Raw genomic sequence first — 24,043 nt, 5'->3', positions numbered from 1 at the left:
CCAATCCGAAAGCCCTTGATGACATCTTCTTTCATGTTTTTTGCCGTCAGGTAAATAATGGGGATATTTTCTTCCACTTTTCTTATCTCCTTCCCTAAGGTAAAACCATCCTTTACGGGCATCATTACATCTAGCAGACATAACTGGTAGTAATCTTTCTTGTATTTATTCCAGCCCTCTTCTCCATCCCTACATAAAATTACTTCGAAGCCTTTTACGCCTAAATATTCTTTCAATATATCTCCCAGGTTGGGATCATCTTCTACCAATAAAATTTTGATCTTGCTCATTTATTTTTGGGTAAGTTTATAGTAAACACGCTTCCCTGCCCGGGATTGCTATCTAGCCTTATCGTTCCATTATGTGCTTCTACCATTGTTTTAACATAGGAAAGCCCTAATCCAAAACCTTTCACATCGTGCAAATTACCTGTTGGCACCCTGTAAAATTTGTCAAATATTTTTTTCTGCGCCTCTTTACTGATACCAATTCCTTTGTCACTTATGGACAAGGTAAAGTTTGTTTCCGTCTCCTCAACGGTTATTTTTATTATCGGAGCATCTTTGGAATATTTGGTGGCATTGTCAAGCAAATTGTTGAGAATATTGTTCAGGTGAAAAACATCCACTTCCAGCTGCCCTGTCAAAAGAGAATATTCTGTTGATAATGTCCCTCCTCTATTTTCCACGAGCAATTCAAAATGCTTCTTGGTAGCTTCAATAAGTTCTTTTAGGTCAACCTTCTCTATTTTAAGATTAAAATCATTTTTTTCAAGGGCAGCAGCTTGCAACACTTGCTCAACCTGCTTACCTAGCCTTACATTTTCATCCTTAATAATGTTTAAATACCTTTTACGCAAAGCTTGCTCTCCAAATAAATCCGGATCCTGTAAGGCTTCTACGGCCAAACTTACGGTAGATATAGGTGTTTTAAACTCGTGCGTCATATTATTGATGAAGTCATTCTTTATTTCAGAAACCTTTTTCTGCCGGATAATCACCTTTATGGCATACACAAAGCAAACAATAATGATGCACATAAACACCAAAGAACTGCCCAAGGGCAAAAACACTTTTTGCATCAGGTAATTTTGTTTTTTCGGGAAATGAATGACCAAATAATTCTCTACTCCCAAAAGGTCACTTGGGAACAATTCTGCTTTTATCCCTTTATTTTTAAGAAATTCCAAATCACTTACATGGCCTATTCCCACGATTTCGTTTTTATTACCAACGATCCCTAACTCAAAGGGTTGGTCAATATTTCTATTGATTAATTGATCTCTGACTTCTTTTTTCACCATCGTGGTATCAAGTCTGTTGAGTACATGCTGATTTCCCTGGGCCAACAATTGATGAATCACCACTTCAACCAATTCAATCTTCATATTGGCCTGTACAATACTTTCTGCCACATTTCGTGACACATTCAACTCCTCTATGATAAAATTCTGCCTACTATTGGCATATTGTCTTTTGCTCATTTTCCTGTCTCTCTCACTTAGAAATTGCAGGTAGCGTTCTTTTTCGGCAAGTAAAATTTCCAGCTCATCCGGAGTAAAAAGACTGGAAGCCACCGAAGGTGACATGTAAAAGTATTTTTCAATTTGGCTAAAAGTTTTGGGTTCCCCCTCTTTGGAGGCAATTAATTTCCTAAAAGTAGGGGATATTTGAGGGATAGGCTGATCAAAAAGTGAATCCAATACTGAAGGCCTGTTTACGGCCACTTTTCTCCTTCTTACTTGCAACTGTATCGGCTCAATGGGTTGCAACAAAGCCTTTTGAAAAATCGTATCTCTGGCGAGGGAACTCAACAATATATCACTGGCTTCACCTTTCTCTATACGGTCGGAAGTTGAGGAAAGTGCTTGATAAACATTTTGCTCAAAACGCTCTTCATTGATTTTAAGCACATTCCCTACCCAATAAAACTGAAAACCTATCAACCCTAAACTTGCTAGGGACATCAAGAAAACAATGATTTTGATACTCGTTTTTGACATATTACAAATCTAAATGATTAGCGCCTCTAAATCACTTCCTTAACTTTTTTTAACAGGTAAAACCTTAGCAAAATCCTATTTGGTATTATTTAATAACCCAAATTAATCAATCAAGATTCCGTTTTCACAGGACTTATCTCTTTTACATTTTAACTTTACCATCCTTTATCTATATTTGCTGGCTAAATCACAAGCAATGGAAATCAAAAACCAACAATATTGCATAGGGGAAATTCCCTTACTGAATATTGCCGAGAAATACGGTAGCCCTGTATATGTTTATGACGGGGAGAAAATCCTTCATCAGGTAGAAACTTTGAAAAAAGCATTTGCCGATGTAAAGATGAAAATAAAATATGCTACCAAGGCACTTTCTAACATCAACATATTAAAGCTGATGAAGAAAGCCGGTACCGGGGTAGATGCTGTTTCCATTGAAGAGGTAAAGCTTTGCCTACATGTGGGTTTCTCTCCTGAAGAGATCATGTACACTCCTAATTGTGTTGATTTTGAGGAAATCAAGGAGGCTGTAGCTTATGGAATCATGGTAAACATTGACAGTATCCCCATGCTTGAGCATTTTGGAACAGAATATGGAAATGATGTTCCCATATGCATCCGTTTAAATCCACATATTTTAGCTGGCGGAAATGCAAAAATCTCTGTAGGCCATATTGATAGTAAGTTTGGCATTTCCATCCTTCAGTTAAAACACGTTATTAAGGTAGTTCAAGCCTATGATTTAAACGTGGTTGGACTTCATGTCCACACTGGATCAGACATTCTTGATGCTGAAGTATTCTTACAAGGTGCAGAGATATTATTTGATGCCGCCAGAGAATTTAAGGATTTGGCATTTCTTGATTTTGGAGGAGGATTTAAAGTCGCCTATAAAAATGGTGACATCACCACCGATATTCAGGATGTAGGAAAAAAAGTTTCGGCAGCATTTAAAGCGTTCTGCAAAGAATATGGTAGAGAATTGGAAATCTGGTTTGAACCGGGGAAATTTTTGGTAAGCGAGTGTGGCTATTTACTTACCAAAGCCAATGTAGTAAAACCTACTCCGGCCACCACCTTTGTAGGTGTCAACTCAGGCCTCAATCATTTGTTAAGGCCAATGATGTATGATGCCTACCATAGTGTAGTAAACATTTCCAAACTTGATGGTCCAGAAAGAGTCTACACCATTGTGGGTTATATCTGTGAAACGGATACCATTGCTGCAGACCGCAAAATCAAGGAAGTCAAAGAAGGGGACATTATTGCGATCAAAAATGCCGGAGCTTACGGTTATAGCATGTCCTCCAATTACAATTCAAGGTTTAGACCTGCTGAAGTATTGATCTTAAATAAGAAAGATCACCTTATTCGGAAGCGCGAGAGCATGGATGATATACTCAAAAAAAAAATTTTGTCCCTTTTTTATTCCTACATTTTTGTTACTTTTTCCAAAATTCCAGATGGAAAATTCATTTTTAACTCCACCAAATAAACCTCCTTTTACCGCACAATTTCGTCCAGGAAATTATTTTTAATTGCGATTTGTATATTCCAATTTAATTCTATTATTTATAGAAATATAACAGCAATTAAGGATTTCATTAAAGTGTATTTCAATAACATAAAATAATATTTCAAAAATTGAATTACAAAAAATGACTTTCGTAAAACAAATTACATTATCTGAAACAACTTTTGTTCAAAGAATGGTGTGAATTGTTAACCGTTAAAGAAAATTTTTACTAAATAACTATTAAATGATGATGGCGTCCAAAACAAAGGCAATTATGCAGGTCCATTTGGATCAAAGAAACAACGGGGGTATTGGAGAAGATCTTCTTGAATACGCAGAAACCTTAAGTGAAGCATTGGGGATGGATACTGTCAAGATCCATCAAGAAATGCAGAATGGTGATTTAAGCCATTTGGTAGCAACCTTTAACAAATATTTCAGTGATTATATCGAATTACTTGACACTGATCAAGCGATCGATTTATGACTTCAGGTTGAGAACTGATTAAGGTCAATTTTCAACCTGAAGGAATTATTTAAACTTTACTTTTTTGATATGAAGAAAACAGCAAATCAATAACTAAAAAAAATTATCAGGTAGGTCAAAACCATTAAATCATCAGGCTTCTCTTGTCAGGACTATTGTATAAGAATGGCCAAATCTGCCTATTTAATTTGATCTAATATTAAACTTACAATTAAGTTATTTCGAAAAATAAGAAATGGGATAGGTTGACCAGTAACCTGAAACCTTGGTTAATTTTTTACTATTGTCCATATTTTGCGACTGAAGTAAAATTAATGTATGGTTATTTGGATGAAAAACCCCAATCAATTGGTCTTTTTCAAATTAAATATTATATTTAATTTTACAAATAACCTGAAAAACCATGTATAGACATTTTGATCGGTTCTTACAGTCCGATTTAAAACTGAGTGAAGAACAAAAATTAAAATTATTGAAATCCTACATCAATGATTTGAAAAACGAACAAATAAAAAGGGGCTAAACAGCCCCTTTTTATTTGTTCATTCTTTATTATTCTTGTTCATCAAGCCTACAGTTAGTTTATTCAAGGCATCCACCTTCTCCTCAAAATCACCTTTTAAAGTTGCTCGATACTTATTGATGTTTTCAACCATCTCATTGATGTCCTCAGGAATTATTTCCTCAAAAAGTTGCCGCAACCTTTTGGCAGTAGTGGGGCTTTTCCCGTTGGTGCTGATGCCAATTTTTATATTCCCTTTGGTTACAATGCCCCCAAGGTAAAAATCGCAGAACTCCGGGGTATCAGCCACGTTAACAAGCAGAAACCGCTTTTTAGCATCCCTATATACTTCCTTATTGACCTCTTTGTCGTCGGTTGCCGCAATAACCAAGTGTTTCTCATTGAGATACTGTTCATTATAAGCTTCTTTCACCAACATTATATTGGGATTGTTTTTGGCGATTTCAACAATCTCCTCCAAAAAGGCTATGGAAACAACAGTCACCTTAGCATTCGGACTTGATTTCAATAGAAAAGTTAATTTTTCCAATCCGACATTCCCACCACCAACCAATAAGGTTTCCAGTTGGTGCATCTTTAAGAAAACCGGATACAATTCATTCATCCTTAACTAATTCAGTTTATTTTCAAATACAACAGCTTCATAAACTGCTTTCAATTTGGGACTTTCCCTAACCACATCACCAATAATAATTATGGCAGGTGCCCCAACTTGGTCTTCATGCGCTTTTTTTTCAATATTGCTGATCGTCCCTGCCACTATCTTTTCCTCTCGGGTGGTCCCACGTTCTATGATCGCTATGGCCTTATCTGTATATCCCTGCTCTTCATAAATCCGCACAATCTCTCCCAGTTTCCTGGTTCCCATTAAAAGGACCACCGTAGCTTTGGATTTACTAGCCAGCAACAAATCTCTTGACAGTTCACCATTCGATGTGGTACCGGTTATCACCCAGTAGCTCTCTGAAACACCCCTTTTTGTTACAGGTATTCCTGCGGCTGCTGGAACGGCAACAGTAGAAGATATCCCGGGAACAACATCCACTTTAATATCGAACTGTTGGATATAATCCAATTCTTCCGCCCCCCTTCCAAAGACAAATGGATCCCCTCCTTTAAGCCTTACCACATGCCCATATTTTTGGGCATAGTAAACACACATCCGGTTGGTTTCCTCCTGAGGATTTTTCTTACTTCCATTTCGCTTTCCTACATAGATCCTTAAGGCCTTATCAGGTGCATGATTGAGCAAAGAGGTATCTATCAAGGCATCGTACAAAACTACGTCTGCTTTGTTAAGTGCCAAAATGCCTTTCAATGTTATCAATTCCGGGTCACCGGGACCGGCACCTACCAGGGTAACCCTTGGTCTAATCTCATTCATCATGCATGTACTTCTTTAGCCCTGTAATCGTTTATTGCATCAAATACCTGTTCTGCAATTTTATAGTAAGCCAAAGCAAAGGTTTGTGACGGTTGATTTTCTTTGATTTTATAAACCAGTTCAGAAAAAGAGGCAGGAAGATTAATCTTGCCACTTTCTGTAAAATGCTTGTCAAATTCATTGACGATATGGGCATAGCTATTGGTTTTGGCTCCTTCCGCAGTAAGTATGGCTTTGGCTGCGCTCATCATACTTGTATAAGTCTGATAGATGCCGTCTGACCATTTTTCTGCTTTCAGACTATCCTCTGCCCCTGCCAATTTCTCTCTTGCTTCCAATAGCAAGGTAGACACCAAGTCAATCACAACTCCAGCACATTCACCTACACCGATGGCTTTGACGTAGGCTTCATCGTTACCCCAGTCAATAAAGTCACTGTCTATGATATTATCTGTGCTGGCCAAAGGCTTCAGCATTTCATAGAAATACATTTGACCTTTTCTATCATAATAAGCCGCATAGCTCTCATTATTCTCTGCCCCTGCCTTGAAATCGTTTAACAAGACACGCAAAGCTTCAGGACCTCTTTTACTAGGTACCTTGATTACTTTATCTGAAAATTTACCTTGCCCATCTCCAAAGGTGGCGCCTCCCAACAACACCTGTAGAGCCGGCAAGACTGCCTTCCCTACTTTCATTGACATTCCCTGGAAGCCTATTGAGGCCATATTATGCTGCCCACAGGCATTCATACAACCGGAAATTTTAATGGTCAGGTCTTTGTTTAGTAAAAACTCAGGATATTCATCCAAAATCACTTTCTCCATCACTGCCGCAGCACCGGTACTACTGGCAATACCTAAGTTACAAGTATCTGTACCCGGACAAGCGGTAATGTCTCCTACAGAATTGTACCCATAGTCCACCATGCTTAATTTTTCCAACTCCTGGTAAAAGAAAGGGATTAACTCTTCTTTCACATCTCTTATCAATAGGTTCTGACGAAGTGTAAACCTAATTTCATCACTGGCGTATTTCTTTACCAAAGCAGCCAATTGTCGGGCTTCTTTCAAATAAAAATCGCCAAGATGAACCTTCACACCAATTGAAAAATAACCTTCTTGCTTTTGAGGCAATACATTGGTCAGTTTCCAACGTCTGTAATTCTCATCTGCAGGCACAGTAAATTCAGGCATTGTAGGGTTCGGCAAAACCCTTTCCGCTTCATATTCTGAGACATCAATTGGATAAGTTTGGAAAGGAAGGGCAAGCTTTTCTTCTTCTACCAATTTCAAAAACTCCTCAACCCCAAGATTGGTGATAAGGAATTTCATCCTGGCTTTCATCCTCTTCGCTCTTTCTCCATGTCTGTCAAAAATCCTTACCACGCCTTCAATAAATGGGATGATTTGATCGGTAGGCAAGAACTCATATACCACATCACCGTGTCGGGGCTGAGAACCTAATCCTCCACCCAACAATACTTTAAATCCCCTGATCACTTTCCCATCCTCATGCTTCACTTTGGCAATAAAACCAAGATCATGTAGGTACGAAAGTGCGGTATCCTCGTCAGAAGAGGAGAAACTTATTTTGAACTTCCTCCCCATCTCCTGACTAATGGGATTCCTAAGCATGTACTTAAATGTAGCATCGGCATATGGCGTTACATCAAATGGCTCATTAGGATCTATCCCTGCCGTTTCTGAGGCGGTTACATTTCTAACTGTATTACCGCATGCTTCTCTAATGGTAACATCATCCTTATCCAATTCTGCCCATAGTTCAGGTGTACTGTCTATGCTGACATAATGTATTTGAATGTCCTGCCTTGTGGTGATATGCAACCTTCCTGTGGAGTACTTTTCTGACACATCACAGATTCTGTTAAGCTTGCTTGAAGTCACTCTACCATAAGGCAGCTTAATACGTATCATTTGAACACCTTCCTGGCGTTGCCCATATATTCCACGAGCTAATCGAAGACTTCTAAATTTTTCATCATCAATTTTCCCATTTTTAAACAGGGCTATTTTTTTCTCCAGTTCAAGAATATCTTTTTCTACTACCGGATTTTCTATTTCAGTTCTGAAACTTTGCATCTTAAATATTTTTCAGTTTTAGCTGTTACTAATTTTAATTAGGATTTATTGGCAATGGCTCCCTGCTCATGCAGTCCACATTCTTTTTGAGAAGCTTCCCACCACCATCTTCCGGCGCGGGCATCTTCTCCCGGCATAATCGCGCGGGTACACGGAGCACAACCAATACTGATAAATCCCTTGTCATGAAGGGTGTTGTAAGGAATACCTTCTTCCTTGATATAATCCAACATTTCTTCCATCGTCCAATGCAATAAAGGGTTGTACTTCAATATCTGATTCCCTTCATCCCATTCCAACAACTGCATGTTTTGGCGATTTGGACTTTGTTCTGCCCTAAGCCCGGTAATCCACACTTTATTCCCTTGCAATGCACGCTTCAAAGGCTCAACCTTCCTTACGTAACAACAAGACTTTCTGTTTTCTACCGACTGATAGAACCCATTGATTCCATTGCTACTAACCAAGTCCTCTACTGCAGCTGTATTGGGGTAGTAAGGCTTGATCGATACTCCGTATTTGACAATCGTTTTGGACCACAAGTCATAGGTCTCATAAAACAACCTTCCTGTATCCAAGGTAAAGATTTCAATTGGAAGCTTATTTTTAGCTATTTTCTGAGTTATCACCTGATCTTCCTGACCAAAGGATGTGGAGAATATAACCTCATTAGGGAATAGGTCTCCCAAAAGCCTCATAGTCTCTTCAATGGATAACTTTTCTATCCTTTGAATAAGTTCTTTAATTTCACTTGCTTCAATCATATTATCTCGTTTTGCTGAAGGTAATTGTGGGTTAGAAAATCACCTTTTACCCGGCCATGACTTACACAGTCTTCCGGAAACACAAAAGTACACAAAACCTACAAATATTATAGAGTAAATGGTAAAAAATTATTCGCGTTCCAAAATATCTTGTAAGGTTTTCATTTCTAATATTTTAAGGGTTTCATCTCTCACCTCTGCCATTACCATATTTAGCCCACATTTCTCCTGACTGGCGCATTCCTCACAGGGTTCATAGTAGTTCAGGCTAACACAAGGCAACAAAGCAATGGGACCATCAAGCAGTCGTATTACCTTAGACAAAGGGATTTCATTGGGAAGTTTGATTAGGTAATAGCCTCCTCCTTTGCCTTTTTTGCTGCCCAGCAAACCTGCTTTCTTCAATTCAAGTAGAATATTTTCTAAAAACTTGTGGGATATATTGTGGTGGGTAGAGATTTCTTGAATAGGAACAGCTCCTTGGTCTTTATGTTTACCCAAATAGGTCAAAGCATGAAAAGCATATTTTGTTTTTTTTGATAGCATGGGTTATGTAAAGGTTTGCTTAACGTTAAACCGGAAAAAGCAGCAAAGATAGATTCTCTTGCATTATCCACCGAAGGTCTCCTTGACTAATTCAACTTAAAGATAATCACTTTCCAATAAAAATTTAATTTCTTAGGTTTGATTATAAAAATTTGAAAAATAAATGGGCATAAATAAAAAACAAGCGCCTGAAATTAACCAGGCGCTTGTCTCATTTTAATAAGGAAGAAAATCAGAATATTAGATCAAATCTACACTTCGTTTAACAAAGGCTGTCAAGGCTTTGCCTGTTAACAATCCTTGAGAAACCAAAGCCAGGTCGAATGCTTGCTTGGCAAGTTTCAATTGTGCTTCTTCATCTTCAGTTTTCAAAATTTTATCTATCACCGGGTGATTCCCGTTGATTCCGACTTTATAATTGTCCGGCATGGCTCCATAAAAGCCCATTCCGCCACCATTTTGAGCCATGTCTTTCATCCTACGCATAAATTCATCCATGGTAATGGTCACTGGCATTTCCTCAGGACTTGCGCCCTCTACTTCTACCGAATAAGATTGATTGGCAATGGATTTTTCAAAAATCTCTTTTACCTTCTTGGATTGATCTTCGCTCAATAGGTTTTCATAGCCACCTTCTTTTTCAATAAGCTTATCCACCACATCAGCATCCACCCTCTTCAAACTGGTATTTTCCAGCTTGCTTTCAATGTTTTGGATAAAATGACTGTCTATTGGTGAATCCATCAACAACACATCATAATCCTTTTTATTGGCAGACTGAATGAAAGTATCTTGCTTGTCTGCATCTGTTGCATACAGGCAAACCAATTTATCATCTTTTCCTGTCTGTAGAGGCTTCACTTTTTCTTGGTATTCGTCCAAGGTAAAATATTCCCCATTGGTATTGTTCAGCAAGACAAAATCTTTGGCTTTCTCATAGAATTTGTCTTCTGAGATCATGCCATATTTCACAAAAAGACCAATGTCCTTCCATTTGTCTTCATAAACTTTCCTGTCTTTTTTATAAAGCTCTCCCAGTTTATCGGCTACTTTCTTGGTAATGTAGTTATTGATTTTCTTAACATTGCTATCTGCCTGTAAGAAACTTCTAGATACATTTAGCGGTATATCCGGTGAGTCTATTACCCCATGAAGTAACATCAAAAATTCAGGTACAATGTCTTTTACTTCATCCGTAATAAATACCTGACGACTAAAAAGTTTGATTTTATTCCTTTGAAGCTCAAAGTCATTCTTAACCTTAGGAAAATACAATACTCCGGTAAGGTTAAAAGGATAATCTACATTCAAATGAATCCAAAAAAGTGGGTCTTCACTCATTGGATACAGTTCCTTATAAAATTTCAGGTAATCTTCATCGGTAAGTTCACTAGGGGATTGGGTCCAAATAGGATCGGTTGTATTGATGATATTGTCAACCTCTACGGATTTATATTTCTTCTCTCCTTTATCATCCACACCATCCTCTACACTTTCCGTCTTGGTGCCAAATCGAATCGGTACAGGTAAGAATTTAGCATACTTGTCTAAAATTCCCTGAAGCTTGAATTTTTCCAGAAATTCTTCCGATTCGCTATTAATATTTAAGGTAATCTCTGTACCTCTTTCTGTCCTTGTCCCTGGGGAAATTTCAAACTCAGTACTTCCATCACAAGTCCATTTGGCAGGTTCTGCACCATCTTGATAAGACAATGAGTCTATCTCAACGGTATCGGCCACCATGAATGCAGAATAAAAACCCAACCCAAACTTACCAATGATCTCATTGGCATCCTTGGCATCCTTGAATTTTTCCACAAATTCGGAAGCTCCCGAAAAAGCGATCTGATTGATGTACTTTTTGATTTCCTCGGCTGTCATACCCAAGCCACGGTCAGTAATTTTGATATACTTTTTATCCTTATCAAAACTTACATCTATGGTTAAGTCTCCTAACTCACCTTTGTACTGACCCAAAGTAGCCAACCTTTTGATTTTCTGTGTCGCATCCACTGAATTGGACACCAACTCTCTTAAAAAGATTTCATTATCAGAATACAAGAATTTCTTGATAATGGGGAAGATATTTTCGGTGTGAATCGAAATTGTACCTTTTTCCTGCATGGTATTTTTTATTTTTATTTAAACAATGTCAATTATTTTGATTCCCTTAAATCAAGACTTGTTCCAAACTCACTTTAATGTCAAATTGTCAGTTCTTGCTTAGAGACTTATGTAAAATCAAGGCCTAGGGGTTAAATTTTCTCCTTGTCTAATTTATAGTCTCCGTTTACAGTAATTTAAGAAAAGGAATGAAAATATTTTAGTATTATGCCGTTCCATCAAACCCAATTGAGCATGCGTTCCATTATTCTCTCAATCCTAATGAACCTGACATTGTTTCTAGGAAGCTGTCAAAGCGAAGCCCAGAAGACCGACAATTCAAAAAAAATGCAGCTTTGGTATACCTCTCCAGCCAATGAATGGCTGGAAGCCCTACCTATAGGTAATGGGAGATTAGGCGCCATGATTTTTGGCGGAGTGAAAGAGGAACAAATTCAACTCAATGAAGAAAGCCTTTGGGCAGGAATGCCGGAAGACCCTTACCCTGAGGATGTACAAAAGCATTATGCAGCCTTCCAAGAATTGAATATGGAAGGCAAATACGAAGCAGCTTTAAATTACGGTATGGAACATTTGGCCGTTTCGCCTACTTCCATTCGGTCTTATGAACCCCTTGGGGAATTGTATATTACTTTTGACCATCAAAAATCTCCTGAAAATTACCGCAGGACCCTAGATATGGAAACCGGCATTGTATCTTCCACCTACACTATTGATGGGAAAAGATACCTACGGGAAGCATTTTCTTCCGACAAATACAATGTAATTTTTTATCGTTTTGAAAGTTTGGATGGAGAGCCGATCAACAGTACCATTCGTTTTGATCGAGAAAAAGACATTGTTCAAAGCATAGGAGAAGGCGAAATACTATTTGTGGATGGTCAGGTATTTGACGACCCTAACGGTTATGATGACAATGTAGATGGCTCAGGTGAACCCGGCTTGCACATGAAATTCGCCTCTCAAATAACGGCTACTTTGGATGATGGCAGCATCAGTGGAAAGGAGAACACCCTCAAGATCGAAAACAGCACAGGGTATACGGTTATTGTCAGTGCAGCAACGGATTATAATTTAGCCAAGCTGAACTTTGACAGAAACATTGATGCAAAAGACAAGGCCTTAAAAACACTAGTTGGAGCACTGGAAACTGCTTATAACACAGCTAAAGAGGCGCATACTGCAGCACACAGTGAAATGTTTAACCGGGTAGCCCTATCTTTAGGAAGCCCACTTCAGGACACCATTCCTACCGACAAACGACTAGATCAGGTGCGAGAAGGCACCAATGACAATCACATTACGGAATTGTTTTTTCAATACGGCAGGTATCTATTGATGGGCAGTTCTGTCAACAGGGCCATCCTACCTGCCAATTTACAAGGCATCTGGAACAAAGAGATGTGGGCTCCCTGGGAATCAGACTTCCACCTGAACATCAACTTGCAAATGAACTACTGGCCTGCTGATCAGACCAACCTGTCCGAGGCCTTTATTCCATTGTCCAATTTCATGGAGAAATTGGCAAAAAACGGAGAGACAACGGCAGAAAAATTCATTGGATCCTCTGGATGGATGGCCCACCATGTTAGCAATCCTTTTGGAAGAACTACTCCATCCGGATCCACCAAGGACTCTCAAATGACCAATGGCTATTCCAACCCACTTGCCGGAGCATGGATGTCCCTCTCCTTATGGAGGCATTATGAGTTCACGCAAGACCAAGACTATTTAGAGCAAACTGCTTACCCTGTCCTGGCTGGTGCCGCTCAATTTATTTTGGATTTCCTAAAGGAGAATAAAAAAGGTGAATTGGTCACTTCTCCTTCTTACTCTCCGGAAAATGCCTATATAGATCCAAATACAGGCAAAGCCACAAAAAACACTACGGCTGCCAGCATGGACATCCAAATCATCAATGACATCTTCAATGCTTGTCTGAAAGCAGAGGAAATCATTGGTAACAAGCAATTGACTTCAGCTATTGAAAAAGCGTCCAACAAATTACCACCAATCAAAATCGGGGAAAACGGCACCCTTCAGGAATGGTACGAGGACTATGAAGAAGTGGAACCAGGCCACCGACACATGTCTCATCTGTATGCCTTGTATCCTTCCAACCAAATTACACAGGCTACTCCTGAATTATTTAAAGCAGCAGAGAAAACCATTGGAAGGCGATTGACTTACGGTGGCGCCGGACAGACCGGATGGAGCAGGGCCTGGATCATCAATTTCTTTGCCCGCTTGCAAAAGGGAGAAGAAGGACTTGAGCATATCCATGAAATGATGGCCACTCAATTGTCTCCCAATATGTTTGACTTGCTGGGTAAAATTTTCCAGATCGAAGGCAATCTTGGGGCTACAGCAGGCATAGCAGAAATGTTAGTACAGTCACACGAAGAAGGAATTATCCGATTACTGCCAGCCCTACCTCAAGCATGGAACACCGGTAAAGTAAAAGGACTTAAAGCCAGAGGGAATTTTGAAATAAGCATGGAATGGGAAGCCGGCAAACTCAAAAAAGCCGAAATTTTGTCCATTTCCGGTGGCAAGACAAAGATTTTATGTCAGGGCAAGGAATATGAAATAGACCTGGAAAAAGGCGCTTCACAAGTGCTTTTGTAAATTTTAATAAATTGTTAGCCCTGAGGGTGACTTCTTCAGTTCTACAGGTACCTGCCTTTGAGATGTTTTCAATGCATAAAGTTGCCTGAAGGACTTCAACAATAATAACCAAGTGGTGGCAACCCACGGAAACTTGAATATACCGCCAAAATCAAAATATCTATTTCACAACTCTGATCGCACTCTATTCCACTTGACCTCACCAAGGCCTGAAGGGTCGAAATATCTCAGCCAAGGGTGTCAGCCCTTGGTGTAAAATTATAGCGCCATCTTGATTTTGGCGGTATTGTTGCTTTTTTCTGTAACAATGCTGACAAAATCTTAACGTCGCTTTCCTAAATAAAAACCAAATCCTAATCAATACGCAAAACTAAAACCCCGGCAGGGGTGACATGATTATAGCCGGTGGCCTCAGCTACCGGAATGGTGAATAAAACGTTAATCGATTTTGGCGGCATTGTTGCTTATTTCCGCAACAATGCTGACAAAATCATAACCTATGAGATAGCTAAACGTTTCTTATTGGAAAATTCGGATTGTATTATCCCATTTAATCATTATTGCAAAAGAACCTAAAACCATGAATACGGACACAAATAAGAAAAACGCCATCGACTTTTACAAAACTGCCTACCTAGGGAAGCCAAAAGAGGCGGTAGAAAAATATGTGGGTGAGGAATACATTCAACACAACCCCGCAGTAGCCAATGGCCCACAAGGTTTTATTGATTATTTTGATAAAATGCAGCGAGAATACCCCGAAAAATCCATCGAATTTTTACGTTGTATTGCTGAGGGTGATCTAGTAGCCCTTCATACCCGGCAAATCTGGCCAGGAAATGATCAATACGTCACCATGGACTTTTTCAGGTTTGATGAAGCCGGAAAAATCTGCGAACACTGGGATTCCATCCAACAGGTGCCTACCGATGCAGCCAATGACAATGGCATGTTTTAGTTTTATTGTCGGTTTTAGGTAATTGAATTTTGTATATATTTCACTTTTAAATACCCTTTAATTACGAAAGAGTAGATGCAATCTACTTCTAGTAGGGCAGGGGATAAACAAGCTATTTGAATAATCTTAACCAATTGAATTATAGCCTTATCTGTTTGGCTTTTTTTCCAATCATTACTTGATAGGCATCTTTCATTTCGTCCGGAAGAAAGCTTTTTTCCAAGAAATCATGCCATTTAGGCATCGCTTTTTTGAAACGTAGGAAGATGTTATCGAAAGCTTTTTGATCAATTTCAAACCTAGCCATAGCTGCTTCAAAATCCTTGCGAGTTATTTTCTTTTTCTTACCATTTAGGGTAAGTGCTAATTCTTCGCTATCTCCTTCAACAACCAATTGAGCTGCTATCATGTCGTAAGCAGGGCTCAGGTTGTACCCCTTTTCCGGATCTTTAAACAGGGAGAAGTTTTTCATGTGCATGTCGTTGTTGCCGGTAAGGAAGCAAAACACCACCTGCTCAAAAAAGTTGATGATATCAAATCCCGGATTGTTTGAAAATTGAACCAATGTTTTCCCAATCTGTTCATAGGAACCACGATACTTCGATTCTGTTAACCGATCGGTCAATTGACACATGTCTTCCATGTGGTATTTTTGTTTTCCTTTTCTATCTATTCGTTTGGTAATGTAAGAAAGTTCACCTGACTTTAGCCGTATCAGAGAATGCGGGACCGTCCTAATACCTGCTATAGCTGCCAGATGCATCGTGAGATCTTCCAGCTCCGGCAAACTTTTATAATGCTCACTGGGTGGTTTCAAAATATATTCTCCCCAAAAACCCATAATAGTCAGTTTTTGAGGCTTATCTTTTTCATCAATGGTTTGTAAGCCTAAGGAGAGTTTTGCTTGGACTCCGGGCACAGTCGATTGACTCTGTATGATCTTTTCAGCCAGTTCCAACATCTGATCATTTGTATATTCTAATAGGGGAGGAAGAGGCTTACCGAAAATTTTCTTGCTGCATTTTGAGTGAAAATCTATTCCGCCCCCATCCAGTTTCTGGTAACAGTATAAACAGTTTCTCTTACTCATTTTCATTGTACTCTTCTTCTATGGATTGAATGCTCACTGCACCTATGCAGTCCTGACATGTTTTAAGTAACAAACCCATTCGATCACGGGCATTTAGTTTCCAGTTTTTTTCAGCGATATCCAATAACCACCCTTCAGGTATCAAACCATCAAAAAAGGGGAAAAGCACTTTATCCTTAAATGGCTTTTCCTGCAGTGGAAGTGTCAAACTTACGGGCTCTGCATTGTCTTTTCTCAGATAATCATTACTGTATTGAAAATGATATCCTTCCTCATCCTCTTTAAGGGTTCCAGCCCAATTATTATACATAAAAACTTTAGCCTTTCTCATGGATCAGTTTATTTCGGTTCATTGGCACTGGCCCAAGTTCAAAACCAAACAATACCAGTACCTGGTTAACTTTATCCATTTGAAGGGAAGGTTTATCACGTTCTAATTCGCGTACAAAGCGCAACCCTACGCCAGCTTTATCTGCCAGCTCTTTCTGGGTTAGCCCTAAGTCCTTTCTTTTTTCTTTTACAAACCTACTTAATAGAAGTGCAATTGAGTGATTTCCTGAATTCATTCGTATATAATTACCCGTTCGGGTACAAATATACGAAATCGAGTAATAATATACCCTATCGGGTATAAATTATATCATCAAGTTAAAATTGTACCCGGTAGGGTATAATAATAGGTTATAGGACTACTTCTTAAAATTTTTTTGGCTAATTATTATAATGCTACTTCGGGCAAATCACAAATTTTATGATAGTTACAACTATAATCAAAACACAGCGGAGATTTTTTCAGATTTGATGAGGCGGGAAAAATCTGCGAACACTGGGATTCCATCCAACAGGTACCTACAGATGCAGCCAATAACAATGGCATGTTTTAGTTGCGGTAATTGAATATTTCATCTCTTTCACTTTTAAATTTTCTTTAAATACGAAGGAGTAGATGCAATCTACTCCTAGCAGGGGAATACCTCCTACTGATTTACTATCACTGGTGAGATCGTATAAGACTGATTTTGCAATTGCTTAATTATTCCACATTCGTACATCAAATGACTTAAGCCTACTGCAATGAAACAATTGTTAGACTCAATCAATTTGACAATGTCACCCATCCATTTATTATTCCTATCGGTAAGCAGTAAATTATTGCTACAAGGCAGATTAAATTGATAATCAATTTCCATTTGCTTGTACCATTCTGTTTCCTCACAGTAATTGTTATTTCGACTCTTGATTTTTGCAATAATATTTGACAGCCTTCTTTTATGTACTTTTCGTGGCATGCCTTCAACGTCTTTATTGATAAGTTCTATTTGCTCTTCCGTTGTTTCAAGACCAAACAGTTTTACATTATGCTCCTTGGCTTTTAGGGCTATATAGTCATCTAAGGTAAGGGAAGGATCAGTTTGGTCTTTTGACAGACAAACTTGTTGATTGAAATGCCTGTTCAGGAAAACATACATTTCCGTTGGTGTCATTTTATGAAAATTGGTTGGACTGGAAGCGAACAAATTTTTAACAAAAGTAAGCTCATCTATTTTCAAGTATTTGGACCATTTGGTCTTGACTGTTCTCCTATTGATTATGTCTTCTGCCAAATGCCCTGAAATATTCAAGTTTTCTTTTATCAGCACTTCACTAGCTGACAAAGCTTGGTGGACATTATATAAAGTGTCGAAGAAGGATTTTCCAAATGCATGGTGGGTACCAAAAAGATAAGAAACCTTGTTCGAATGGCTAGAAGTGACTTTAAATAACACCGTATTCAAGGTGTCAGTACCTATTTTATTTTCACCCTGAGCCCAAACAAATTGACAAGAAATAAGCTGAAGATAAAACAGCATGATAACCGTGCGACTCAATTTGCCTCCCATATTATTTTTTTTTCATTATCCTCCTTTAGTAACACCAAATAGGGCTTGGGTGTATTACCATCGAAAATCAATTTAGAAGAAAACAACAGCTTTCCATTGCCCAAAAAAGCTACCCAATGTGGGGTAAGAGGTACTGCTTGTTGGTAGATGTTTTTTTTCTTTTTTGATTTTTCTACAAGTTCAAATGACCTTTTTCCCCAATACGCCAAAAGCAATGTGCATTATGGAAATCGGCATCGAAAATTTGGTTTCTATTTAGGGGTGCCTCCCCACTTCATCTTCTGTTAATTTGGGCCAATGTTCCAAAATAACACCTTTTTGCTGTGTTAAATAACAATCTTTCTCAGTCAATATTAGGATGTTATTGTTTTCTACTGCCCTTATTCTCTTTATGGCTTGATCGAACTTAAAACAAGTTGAAGGTCCCCCCCTTTTTTTAAACGATATATTTCAGGGTATTTACCAAATACCATTTGATTTCCGGAAAGCGTAAAAAAACCACCTTCTCCAATTTATACCCAACATTAATTATTGATAACTAAGACATCAACCTATATAAACATAATAAAAATGAAAAAAATATCCAAATAATTTACTGTCAAACCTAGGCCAATTAAATAAAGGAGAATTTAATCTGCATTATGTAATAGGATTCGTAATAGCAGCGAAGTGATTGCTTTTGAAGTGATTCCATCAGGTAATAGAAGGTTTATTGCATATTTCGGGTAAAAGTTGACTTGACCAATAAAATGTAATACAGCATGGCCTTCCAAAAAAAATGCCTGACTTTAAGCCAGGCATTTCCAATACAATAAACTAATTATAGGAATTATTTTGCATCAACAATTTCAAGGATTGGTTGACCGGTAGCTCCGTTTGGAAGCCTGGTTTTTAACATCATGGATAAAGTTGGGGCAATATCTGTAATGGTCGCATACCTGCTACTGCTACCCGGTTTTATACCCCAACCATAAAATACAATTGGTACATTGGTATCATAGGTAAAACCTGTGCCATGTGTAGTACCCTTTCCTGCATTGGCAAGCCAAGCAGGTTCCATGACCACCATCACATCCCCGGAGGCCTTGTGATTGTAACCCATTTGCAATAAATGTTTCAGACCTGTGGTAAATTCTTGGTTGCGCATCGTTTCGCCGGTATAAGTTTCCTTAATGCCATCAAAGGTCAGCAAGTAATCTGAAATCTCAGTCTGAACCTCAGCCAGCGAAAGCCCTTTTTCTGCAATTAACTCTCTGTTAAGGAATATTTGTTGATTAGAGAAATTGGAAATCCAGTCTCCTTCTCCATATTTTTCTTTGATAAAGTTATCCAAACCGGTAGTCAAAGCTTTGGTATCCAAGCTTCCTGCTGTTACGCGCTCACTTTTCATATAGTTGACCACATCTGCCACCCCATGATCAGCGGTAAGGAAAACCAAGTATTGGCCTTTACCTATTTCTTTGTCCAGATAATCAAACAACTTGGCCAGGTCCCTGTCTAGGCGCAGGTAATTGTCTTCCACCTCAATGGCTTGAGGACCAAATCTATGACCAATATAATCCGGAGTAGAAAAGCTTACAGCCAAAAAGTCAGTTTCACCTCTTTGACCTAATTTTTCACCTTGAATGGCTGCCATGGCCATGTCTACAGTGAAAGTATTGCCATAAGGGGTAGAACTGATCATACCCAAGCCCCCATTGTCTTTCTGCAATTTTTTCAAATCATATGGAAATGTAGGTCTGGCTTTTCCCTTAAAAGGTGATTCAAATTCATTGTCATCTGATGCACCCTGAATATAGGTTTCTATTGGGAAAAGCGTTTCCCAAGTCTGGTCAAGGTATTTTGCAGCCAACTTCCGCTCATTAAAACTTTTTACCCATGCAGGCAATTCCTCATAGTAATAATCTGAGGTCATAAAATTTCCGGTGCTGCCGTCAAACCAATAGGCATCTCCTAAATGCCCTGCCGGCAAAGCAGCTCCTCTGTCCTTGATGGCTACACCTACGACCTTGGATCTTTTACCTGTGGCAAACCTCAACTCATCTGTAATGGTAGTTGTGAGTAAGTTTCTGGGAGATATTTTCCCCTTACTTTCACTTCCACCAACAGCTGAAACGGTACTATCTTCGGCACAATAAATATCATCATCCATCGCACGTATGTACCAGTTATTGCCAATAATACCATGAGTTGCAGGAGTAGTGCCGGTATAAACGGAAGCATGACCCGGGCCGGTATAGGTAGGGATATAATTGTAATGTCCGTTCTGCATCATGAAACCATCATGCATCAATCGCTTTAATCCTCCTTCAACATATCGGTCGTGGAACCTGTAAAAATATTCCTGTCGCATTTGATCCACGACAATTCCTACCACTAATTTTGGTCGCTCAATTTCCCTCGCAGAGTACTCTTGAGCAAAACTGAATTGGGAGAATAATAAGCAACCCAGTATAATCAATTTTTTCATATGGCTATATTTTAAAATTTTGCCTGTAAATATAACTTTTTGCAAACCCAAAGTAGGGGATGCGCATCATAAATGTGTAAAATTGGGATAAACGGAAAATAAAAGTTTCAAACCTTAACAATTAGTCTTTGTTCTTCAAATCTCCATTTTTGATGGATTTAATAAACTGTGCCCAAGCAAATGGATTAAGCAATGGCATGGGTCTAGGCCCATAGCGGTCCATTGTTTGTTGGGTTTGCTGGTTGGTAAATTGTCTGAAGTTCTCATTGCCTGAGGCAGGCATTTCAGCTGCCCAACGCAAGAGCAATTGAGGACTTAGATTCCCTCTATTTAAAGGAGGTTCAGCATCTACATTTACAGCTAAAATTGCATTTTTAAACTCTTCCTCCGTAGGGTAAGGCATCACCTGAACTTCCTCCAGGGCAATTTCATCTTGCACCATGGTAAGTATATAACTCACCTCGTCCTTTTCAATGTCTTCGGGTATGGTTACTGTTTGTCTTTTTAAGCCAATATAAGAAAAGACAATGCTATCTCCGGCAAGCACCGGCATTGAAAAATAGCCGAACCGATTACTACTTGTCCCTCTACCTTTTTTTGGCACATAAATATTTACGCCGGGAATGGCAGTTGTACTGTCTGCATTCAGAATGATTCCTGAAAACTGAATTATTTTTTTATCATTGGTTTCCTGAGAAAAGACATCTCTTGAATTTCCCAAAAGCCCCAATAAAACAACAAATGATAGGATTAGTCTTTGTCTCACTTTTACAATTTTACTCGAGGTATACCCCCGATACATTAACAAGAAATTTCTGACTATTTGTAATTAGCCCAATGAATTTACGATATTAAGTGAATTACCTTTGAATTCATTAACTTCAAAGCGATTTATTTGTTAAAGTTAATTAAATGCGGTTAAAAAACATAAGTTTAAACTATGGAATGCGGGTCTTTAAAGCCCTTTCCGAAGAAGCTCGGGTTAGAATACTCCACTTGCTCATGCAAAATGAAGAATTATGTATTTCTGATCTCGAGCATATTTTAGAATTCACCCAAACCAAAACAAGCCGCCATGTCACTTATTTGAAAAATGCAGGTTTGATTGGCAGTAGAAAAAAAGACCAATGGACTTTTTATTATGTTTTGGATGAAGCACATGAGATTCTAAACCAAATTTTAAAATTCATTAAAAAAGATCAAAACCTTCTACGTGACCAGGAGGTTTATGAGATATTGCATTCCAATAGGGAATTGGCCATCAATAAAATTGAAAACAACCCTTATAGAAAATAACAATTAGTGAAAAAATACAGCCATCTACTATTTGACCTTGACCATACCTTATGGGATTATGACAGCAATGTCAGGGATTCTTTGTTGGAACTATTTGCCTATTATGAATTGGGAAAACTGGGCAATCCTAGCTTTGAATTATTTTTTGAGGCCTTTCAATTAACCAATCACAACCTTTGGGAGCAGTTTAACCAGGGTTTGGTAGACAAAGATCAACTGAGAGCCATGCGTTTCAGGCAGGTTTTCAACAGAGCTAAACTGCCGGTATCCAAAATCCCAAAGGGCTTAGAGGAGGAGTTTATTTTGCGAACATCCTCCAAACCAAAAGTAATGGATCAGGCTTTTGAAATCCTGGACTACCTCAAAACCAAATATCAATTACATATCATTACCAACGGTTTTAATCAAAGTCAATACAATAAACTCAAATCTTCCAAGTTGGATGCTTATTTTGACTTGATTGTAACTTCTGAAAATTCAGGTTTTAGAAAGCCTGACAAAAGGATTTTTGAACATACTTTGGTTCAATTAAAAGCCAATGCCAGGCAATGTCTGATGATTGGAGACAATCCATTATCGGATATTCAAGGTGCACAAAATGCCAAAATCGATCAGGTTTATTACAATCCGCTAAATACAAAAATCACAATTCAGCCAACATTCACAATTAAGCACCTATCAGAGCTTGGAAATATTCTATAAGCCCATCCATTCTTTAAAGCGAGTGATAATTTGTATATTTGATTTATAACCACATTATTAATCAACTTCTGTGTGAGGGAAAAAAGTCGAATGACAAAGAATCAAAGGATTGTTCTCTCATAATCAAAGTTAAAAGACCATACAACTATGCTTAAAGGCTTTTTTAATGTTCCGGAACCAAAAAATGAACCCGTAAAAAATTATGCACTCGGATCTAAAGAAAGGGCATCATTACAAAATGCTCTAAAAACAGCGAGAAACCAAGAGATGGACATTCCGATGTATATCGGTAGTGAAGAAGTGAAAACCGGAAACATCACCGCCATACACCCTCCACATGACAGAGCGCATAAAATCGGTCAATTTCACTCGGGAGACAAAGAGCATGTTAAACAAGCCATAAATGCAGCCTTAGGCGCCAAGCCGGCTTGGGAAAATATGCAATGGGAACAAAGAGCAGCAATTTTCCTAAAGATTGCTGATTTACTGGCCGGCCCATACCGTGATAAAATCAATGCTGCCACCATGCTTGGCCAATCAAAAAATGCCTTTCAGGCAGAAATAGATGCGGCCTGTGAATTGATAGATTTTCTTAGGTTCAATGTCAAATTCATGACAGAAATCTATGCCCAGCAACCTCCAATTAGTGGGGATGGTGTTTGGAACAGGCTGGAACAAAGACCTTTGGAAGGATTTGTTTTTGCAATTACGCCTTTCAATTTTACCGCCATTGCTGGTAATTTGCCCACAGCTCCGGCCATGATGGGAAATACCGTGATTTGGAAACCTGCCGAAACTCAGATTTACTCTGCCAGTGTTTTGATGGAGGTATTTAAGGAGGCTGGCCTTCCCGATGGTGTGATCAACCTGATCTATGTAAATGGTCCGGAAGCAGGGGATGTTGTTTTTTCTCACCCTGATTTTGCCGGCCTACATTTCACCGGGTCTACCGGAGTGTTCCAATCTCTATGGAAAATAATTGGAAATAACATATCCAAATACAAAACCTATCCCAGGATTGTCGGAGAAACAGGCGGCAAAGACTTTGTAATTGCCCATAAATCCGCTAATCCAAAAACTGTAGCTACAGCCTTGAGTCGTGGAGCTTTTGAGTTTCAGGGACAGAAATGTAGTGCTGCATCAAGGGCCTATATTCCTTCTAACCTTTGGGAGGCTGTCAAGGAGCACCTATTGGCTGACCTTGCTTCCATGAAAATGGGAGGAACAGAAGATTTTGGTAATTTCATCAATGCTGTAATCGATGAAAAAGCGTTTGATAAAATAAGTGCTTATATAGAAGATGCCAAAACAGCAGCAAATGTAGAAATACTTGCCGGAGGTAATTGTGACAAAACCAAAGGATTCTTTATCGAGCCTACGGTAATTTTGGTGCAAGACCCCCTGTATAAAACCATGGTGGAAGAAATTTTCGGGCCTGTATTGACCCTATATATCTATCAGGAAGACCATTTTGAAGAAGCATTGGAACTGGTAGATCAAAGTTCCCCATATGCCCTTACAGGTGCCATCTTTTCCAAAGACAGGTATGCCATTGAATTGGCTACAACCAA

The 24,043-nt window shown here is 38.7% G+C and carries 21 protein-coding genes; 7 read left to right on the top strand and 14 right to left on the bottom strand.

Translation table 11 applies throughout. The annotated features are described in order from the left end of the window. The coding region (locus AAC037_RS01785) for a response regulator (protein WP_339901192.1) at window positions 1-290 on the bottom strand (290 nt) is incomplete at its 3' end. Next, the gene (locus AAC037_RS01780; protein WP_339901190.1) at window positions 287-2,002 is read right to left on the bottom strand and encodes a HAMP domain-containing sensor histidine kinase; all 1,716 of its coding nucleotides are present in this window, start codon (window positions 2,000-2,002) and stop codon (window positions 287-289) included. The genes AAC037_RS01780 and AAC037_RS01785, both read right to left, overlap by 4 nt. Before the next feature lie 196 nt (window positions 2,003-2,198). Between AAC037_RS01780 and lysA the strand changes: the two genes are divergently transcribed. Both lysA and AAC037_RS01770 read left to right on the top strand, forming a co-directional pair. Next, the gene (gene lysA / locus AAC037_RS01775; protein WP_339901188.1) at window positions 2,199-3,497 is read left to right on the top strand and encodes a diaminopimelate decarboxylase; all 1,299 of its coding nucleotides are present in this window, start codon (window positions 2,199-2,201) and stop codon (window positions 3,495-3,497) included. A 265-nt stretch (window positions 3,498-3,762) separates the two neighbouring features. Beyond that, a complete protein-coding gene (locus tag AAC037_RS01770; RefSeq protein WP_339901186.1) occupies window positions 3,763-4,005 on the top strand; it encodes a hypothetical protein in 243 nt (80 codons plus the stop codon). A gap of 542 nt (window positions 4,006-4,547) precedes the next feature. On the opposite strand, the gene AAC037_RS01765 is transcribed toward AAC037_RS01770, so the two are convergent. From AAC037_RS01765 to htpG, 6 genes are all read right to left on the bottom strand, one after another. Further along, window positions 4,548-5,132, bottom strand: a complete 585-nt coding sequence (locus AAC037_RS01765; protein ID WP_339901184.1) for a bifunctional precorrin-2 dehydrogenase/sirohydrochlorin ferrochelatase — start codon at window positions 5,130-5,132, stop codon at window positions 4,548-4,550. Window positions 5,133-5,138: 6 nt separating this feature from the next. Then, window positions 5,139-5,915 carry a uroporphyrinogen-III C-methyltransferase gene (gene cobA / locus AAC037_RS01760; RefSeq protein WP_339901182.1) on the bottom strand — a complete coding sequence of 259 codons (777 nt, stop codon included), beginning with the start codon at window positions 5,913-5,915 and terminating at the stop codon, window positions 5,139-5,141. After that, a complete protein-coding gene (locus AAC037_RS01755) occupies window positions 5,912-8,014 on the bottom strand; it encodes a nitrite reductase (RefSeq protein WP_339901180.1) in 2,103 nt (700 codons plus the stop codon). The genes cobA and AAC037_RS01755 overlap by 4 nt, the downstream gene beginning before the upstream one ends. 38 nt (window positions 8,015-8,052) lie before the next feature. After that, window positions 8,053-8,778, bottom strand: a complete 726-nt coding sequence (locus tag AAC037_RS01750; protein ID WP_339901178.1) for a phosphoadenylyl-sulfate reductase — start codon at window positions 8,776-8,778, stop codon at window positions 8,053-8,055. 129 nt (window positions 8,779-8,907) lie between these two features. Next, entirely contained in the window at window positions 8,908-9,324 is a 417-nt protein-coding gene (locus AAC037_RS01745) for an Rrf2 family transcriptional regulator (protein ID WP_014019122.1), read from the bottom strand. Window positions 9,325-9,564: 240 nt separating this feature from the next. Further along, a complete protein-coding gene (htpG, locus tag AAC037_RS01740) occupies window positions 9,565-11,448 on the bottom strand; it encodes a molecular chaperone HtpG (protein WP_339901176.1) in 1,884 nt (627 codons plus the stop codon). Window positions 11,449-11,682: 234 nt separating this feature from the next. Between htpG and AAC037_RS01735 the strand changes: the two genes are divergently transcribed. Both AAC037_RS01735 and AAC037_RS01730 read left to right on the top strand, forming a co-directional pair. Continuing rightward, window positions 11,683-14,076, top strand: coding sequence for a glycoside hydrolase family 95 protein (locus AAC037_RS01735; RefSeq protein ID WP_339901174.1), 2,394 nt, complete (start codon window positions 11,683-11,685; stop codon window positions 14,074-14,076). A gap of 580 nt (window positions 14,077-14,656) precedes the next feature. Next, complete coding sequence (locus AAC037_RS01730; protein ID WP_339901173.1) at window positions 14,657-15,034, top strand: ester cyclase; 378 nt, start codon at window positions 14,657-14,659, stop codon at window positions 15,032-15,034. A 139-nt stretch (window positions 15,035-15,173) separates the two neighbouring features. Here the strand turns inward: AAC037_RS01730 and AAC037_RS01725 are convergent, their stop codons facing one another. The 6 genes from AAC037_RS01725 to AAC037_RS01700 all read right to left on the bottom strand — a co-directional run bounded on the left by AAC037_RS01725 (window position 15,174) and on the right by AAC037_RS01700 (window position 21,240). Beyond that, window positions 15,174-16,124 (bottom strand): HipA domain-containing protein, encoded by a 951-nt coding sequence (locus AAC037_RS01725; protein WP_339901171.1) that lies wholly within the window; start codon window positions 16,122-16,124, stop codon window positions 15,174-15,176. Next, window positions 16,117-16,455, bottom strand: coding sequence for a HipA N-terminal domain-containing protein (locus AAC037_RS01720; protein ID WP_339901169.1), 339 nt, complete (start codon window positions 16,453-16,455; stop codon window positions 16,117-16,119). The genes AAC037_RS01725 and AAC037_RS01720 overlap by 8 nt, the downstream gene beginning before the upstream one ends. Beyond that, window positions 16,442-16,690 carry a helix-turn-helix transcriptional regulator gene (locus AAC037_RS01715; RefSeq protein ID WP_339901167.1) on the bottom strand — a complete coding sequence of 83 codons (249 nt, stop codon included), beginning with the start codon at window positions 16,688-16,690 and terminating at the stop codon, window positions 16,442-16,444. The genes AAC037_RS01720 and AAC037_RS01715 overlap by 14 nt, the downstream gene beginning before the upstream one ends. Window positions 16,691-17,101: 411 nt before the next feature. Then, window positions 17,102-18,004 carry a TraB/GumN family protein gene (locus tag AAC037_RS01710; RefSeq protein ID WP_339901165.1) on the bottom strand — a complete coding sequence of 301 codons (903 nt, stop codon included), beginning with the start codon at window positions 18,002-18,004 and terminating at the stop codon, window positions 17,102-17,104. Between the two features lie 829 nt (window positions 18,005-18,833). Continuing rightward, window positions 18,834-20,474, bottom strand: a complete 1,641-nt coding sequence (gene pafA / locus AAC037_RS01705; protein WP_339901164.1) for an alkaline phosphatase PafA — start codon at window positions 20,472-20,474, stop codon at window positions 18,834-18,836. A gap of 121 nt (window positions 20,475-20,595) precedes the next feature. Further along, window positions 20,596-21,240 (bottom strand): carboxypeptidase-like regulatory domain-containing protein, encoded by a 645-nt coding sequence (locus AAC037_RS01700; RefSeq protein WP_339901162.1) that lies wholly within the window; start codon window positions 21,238-21,240, stop codon window positions 20,596-20,598. Window positions 21,241-21,386: 146 nt separating this feature from the next. Between AAC037_RS01700 and AAC037_RS01695 the strand changes: the two genes are divergently transcribed. From AAC037_RS01695 to pruA, 3 genes are all read left to right on the top strand, one after another. Next, complete coding sequence (locus AAC037_RS01695) at window positions 21,387-21,770, top strand: metalloregulator ArsR/SmtB family transcription factor (RefSeq protein ID WP_014019128.1); 384 nt, start codon at window positions 21,387-21,389, stop codon at window positions 21,768-21,770. Between the two features lie 6 nt (window positions 21,771-21,776). After that, window positions 21,777-22,472 (top strand): YjjG family noncanonical pyrimidine nucleotidase, encoded by a 696-nt coding sequence (locus tag AAC037_RS01690; protein ID WP_339901161.1) that lies wholly within the window; start codon window positions 21,777-21,779, stop codon window positions 22,470-22,472. A 147-nt stretch (window positions 22,473-22,619) separates the two neighbouring features. After that, a partial coding sequence (gene pruA / locus AAC037_RS01685; RefSeq protein ID WP_339901159.1) for an L-glutamate gamma-semialdehyde dehydrogenase occupies window positions 22,620-24,043 on the top strand: 1,424 nt, incomplete at its 3' end.

It is taken from the genome of uncultured Cyclobacterium sp., from assembly GCF_963976465.1.
In the GTDB taxonomy this organism is placed as follows: domain Bacteria; phylum Bacteroidota; class Bacteroidia; order Cytophagales; family Cyclobacteriaceae; genus Cyclobacterium.
The sequence above is the reverse complement of the archived record's forward strand: the minus strand, read 5'-3'. Positions and strand labels throughout refer to the sequence as shown.

Coding starts and splice junctions, on each gene's coding strand:
- AAC037_RS01730 (WP_339901173.1), top strand. CDS start 14,657: ATGAATACGGACACAAATAAGAAAAACGCCATCGACTTTTACAAAACT.
- AAC037_RS01770 (WP_339901186.1), top strand. CDS start 3,763: ATGATGATGGCGTCCAAAACAAAGGCAATTATGCAGGTCCATTTGGAT.
- AAC037_RS01715 (WP_339901167.1), bottom strand. CDS start 16,690: ATGAATTCAGGAAATCACTCAATTGCACTTCTATTAAGTAGGTTTGTA.
- lysA (WP_339901188.1), top strand. CDS start 2,199: ATGGAAATCAAAAACCAACAATATTGCATAGGGGAAATTCCCTTACTG.
- AAC037_RS01725 (WP_339901171.1), bottom strand. CDS start 16,124: ATGAGTAAGAGAAACTGTTTATACTGTTACCAGAAACTGGATGGGGGC.
- AAC037_RS01735 (WP_339901174.1), top strand. CDS start 11,683: ATGCGTTCCATTATTCTCTCAATCCTAATGAACCTGACATTGTTTCTA.
- pafA (WP_339901164.1), bottom strand. CDS start 20,474: ATGAAAAAATTGATTATACTGGGTTGCTTATTATTCTCCCAATTCAGT.
- AAC037_RS01755 (WP_339901180.1), bottom strand. CDS start 8,014: ATGCAAAGTTTCAGAACTGAAATAGAAAATCCGGTAGTAGAAAAAGAT.
- AAC037_RS01750 (WP_339901178.1), bottom strand. CDS start 8,778: ATGATTGAAGCAAGTGAAATTAAAGAACTTATTCAAAGGATAGAAAAG.
- AAC037_RS01710 (WP_339901165.1), bottom strand. CDS start 18,004: ATGGGAGGCAAATTGAGTCGCACGGTTATCATGCTGTTTTATCTTCAG.
- cobA (WP_339901182.1), bottom strand. CDS start 5,915: ATGATGAATGAGATTAGACCAAGGGTTACCCTGGTAGGTGCCGGTCCC.
- AAC037_RS01695 (WP_014019128.1), top strand. CDS start 21,387: ATGCGGTTAAAAAACATAAGTTTAAACTATGGAATGCGGGTCTTTAAA.
- AAC037_RS01780 (WP_339901190.1), bottom strand. CDS start 2,002: ATGTCAAAAACGAGTATCAAAATCATTGTTTTCTTGATGTCCCTAGCA.
- AAC037_RS01765 (WP_339901184.1), bottom strand. CDS start 5,132: ATGAATGAATTGTATCCGGTTTTCTTAAAGATGCACCAACTGGAAACC.
- htpG (WP_339901176.1), bottom strand. CDS start 11,448: ATGCAGGAAAAAGGTACAATTTCGATTCACACCGAAAATATCTTCCCC.
- AAC037_RS01745 (WP_014019122.1), bottom strand. CDS start 9,324: ATGCTATCAAAAAAAACAAAATATGCTTTTCATGCTTTGACCTATTTG.
- AAC037_RS01720 (WP_339901169.1), bottom strand. CDS start 16,455: ATGAGAAAGGCTAAAGTTTTTATGTATAATAATTGGGCTGGAACCCTT.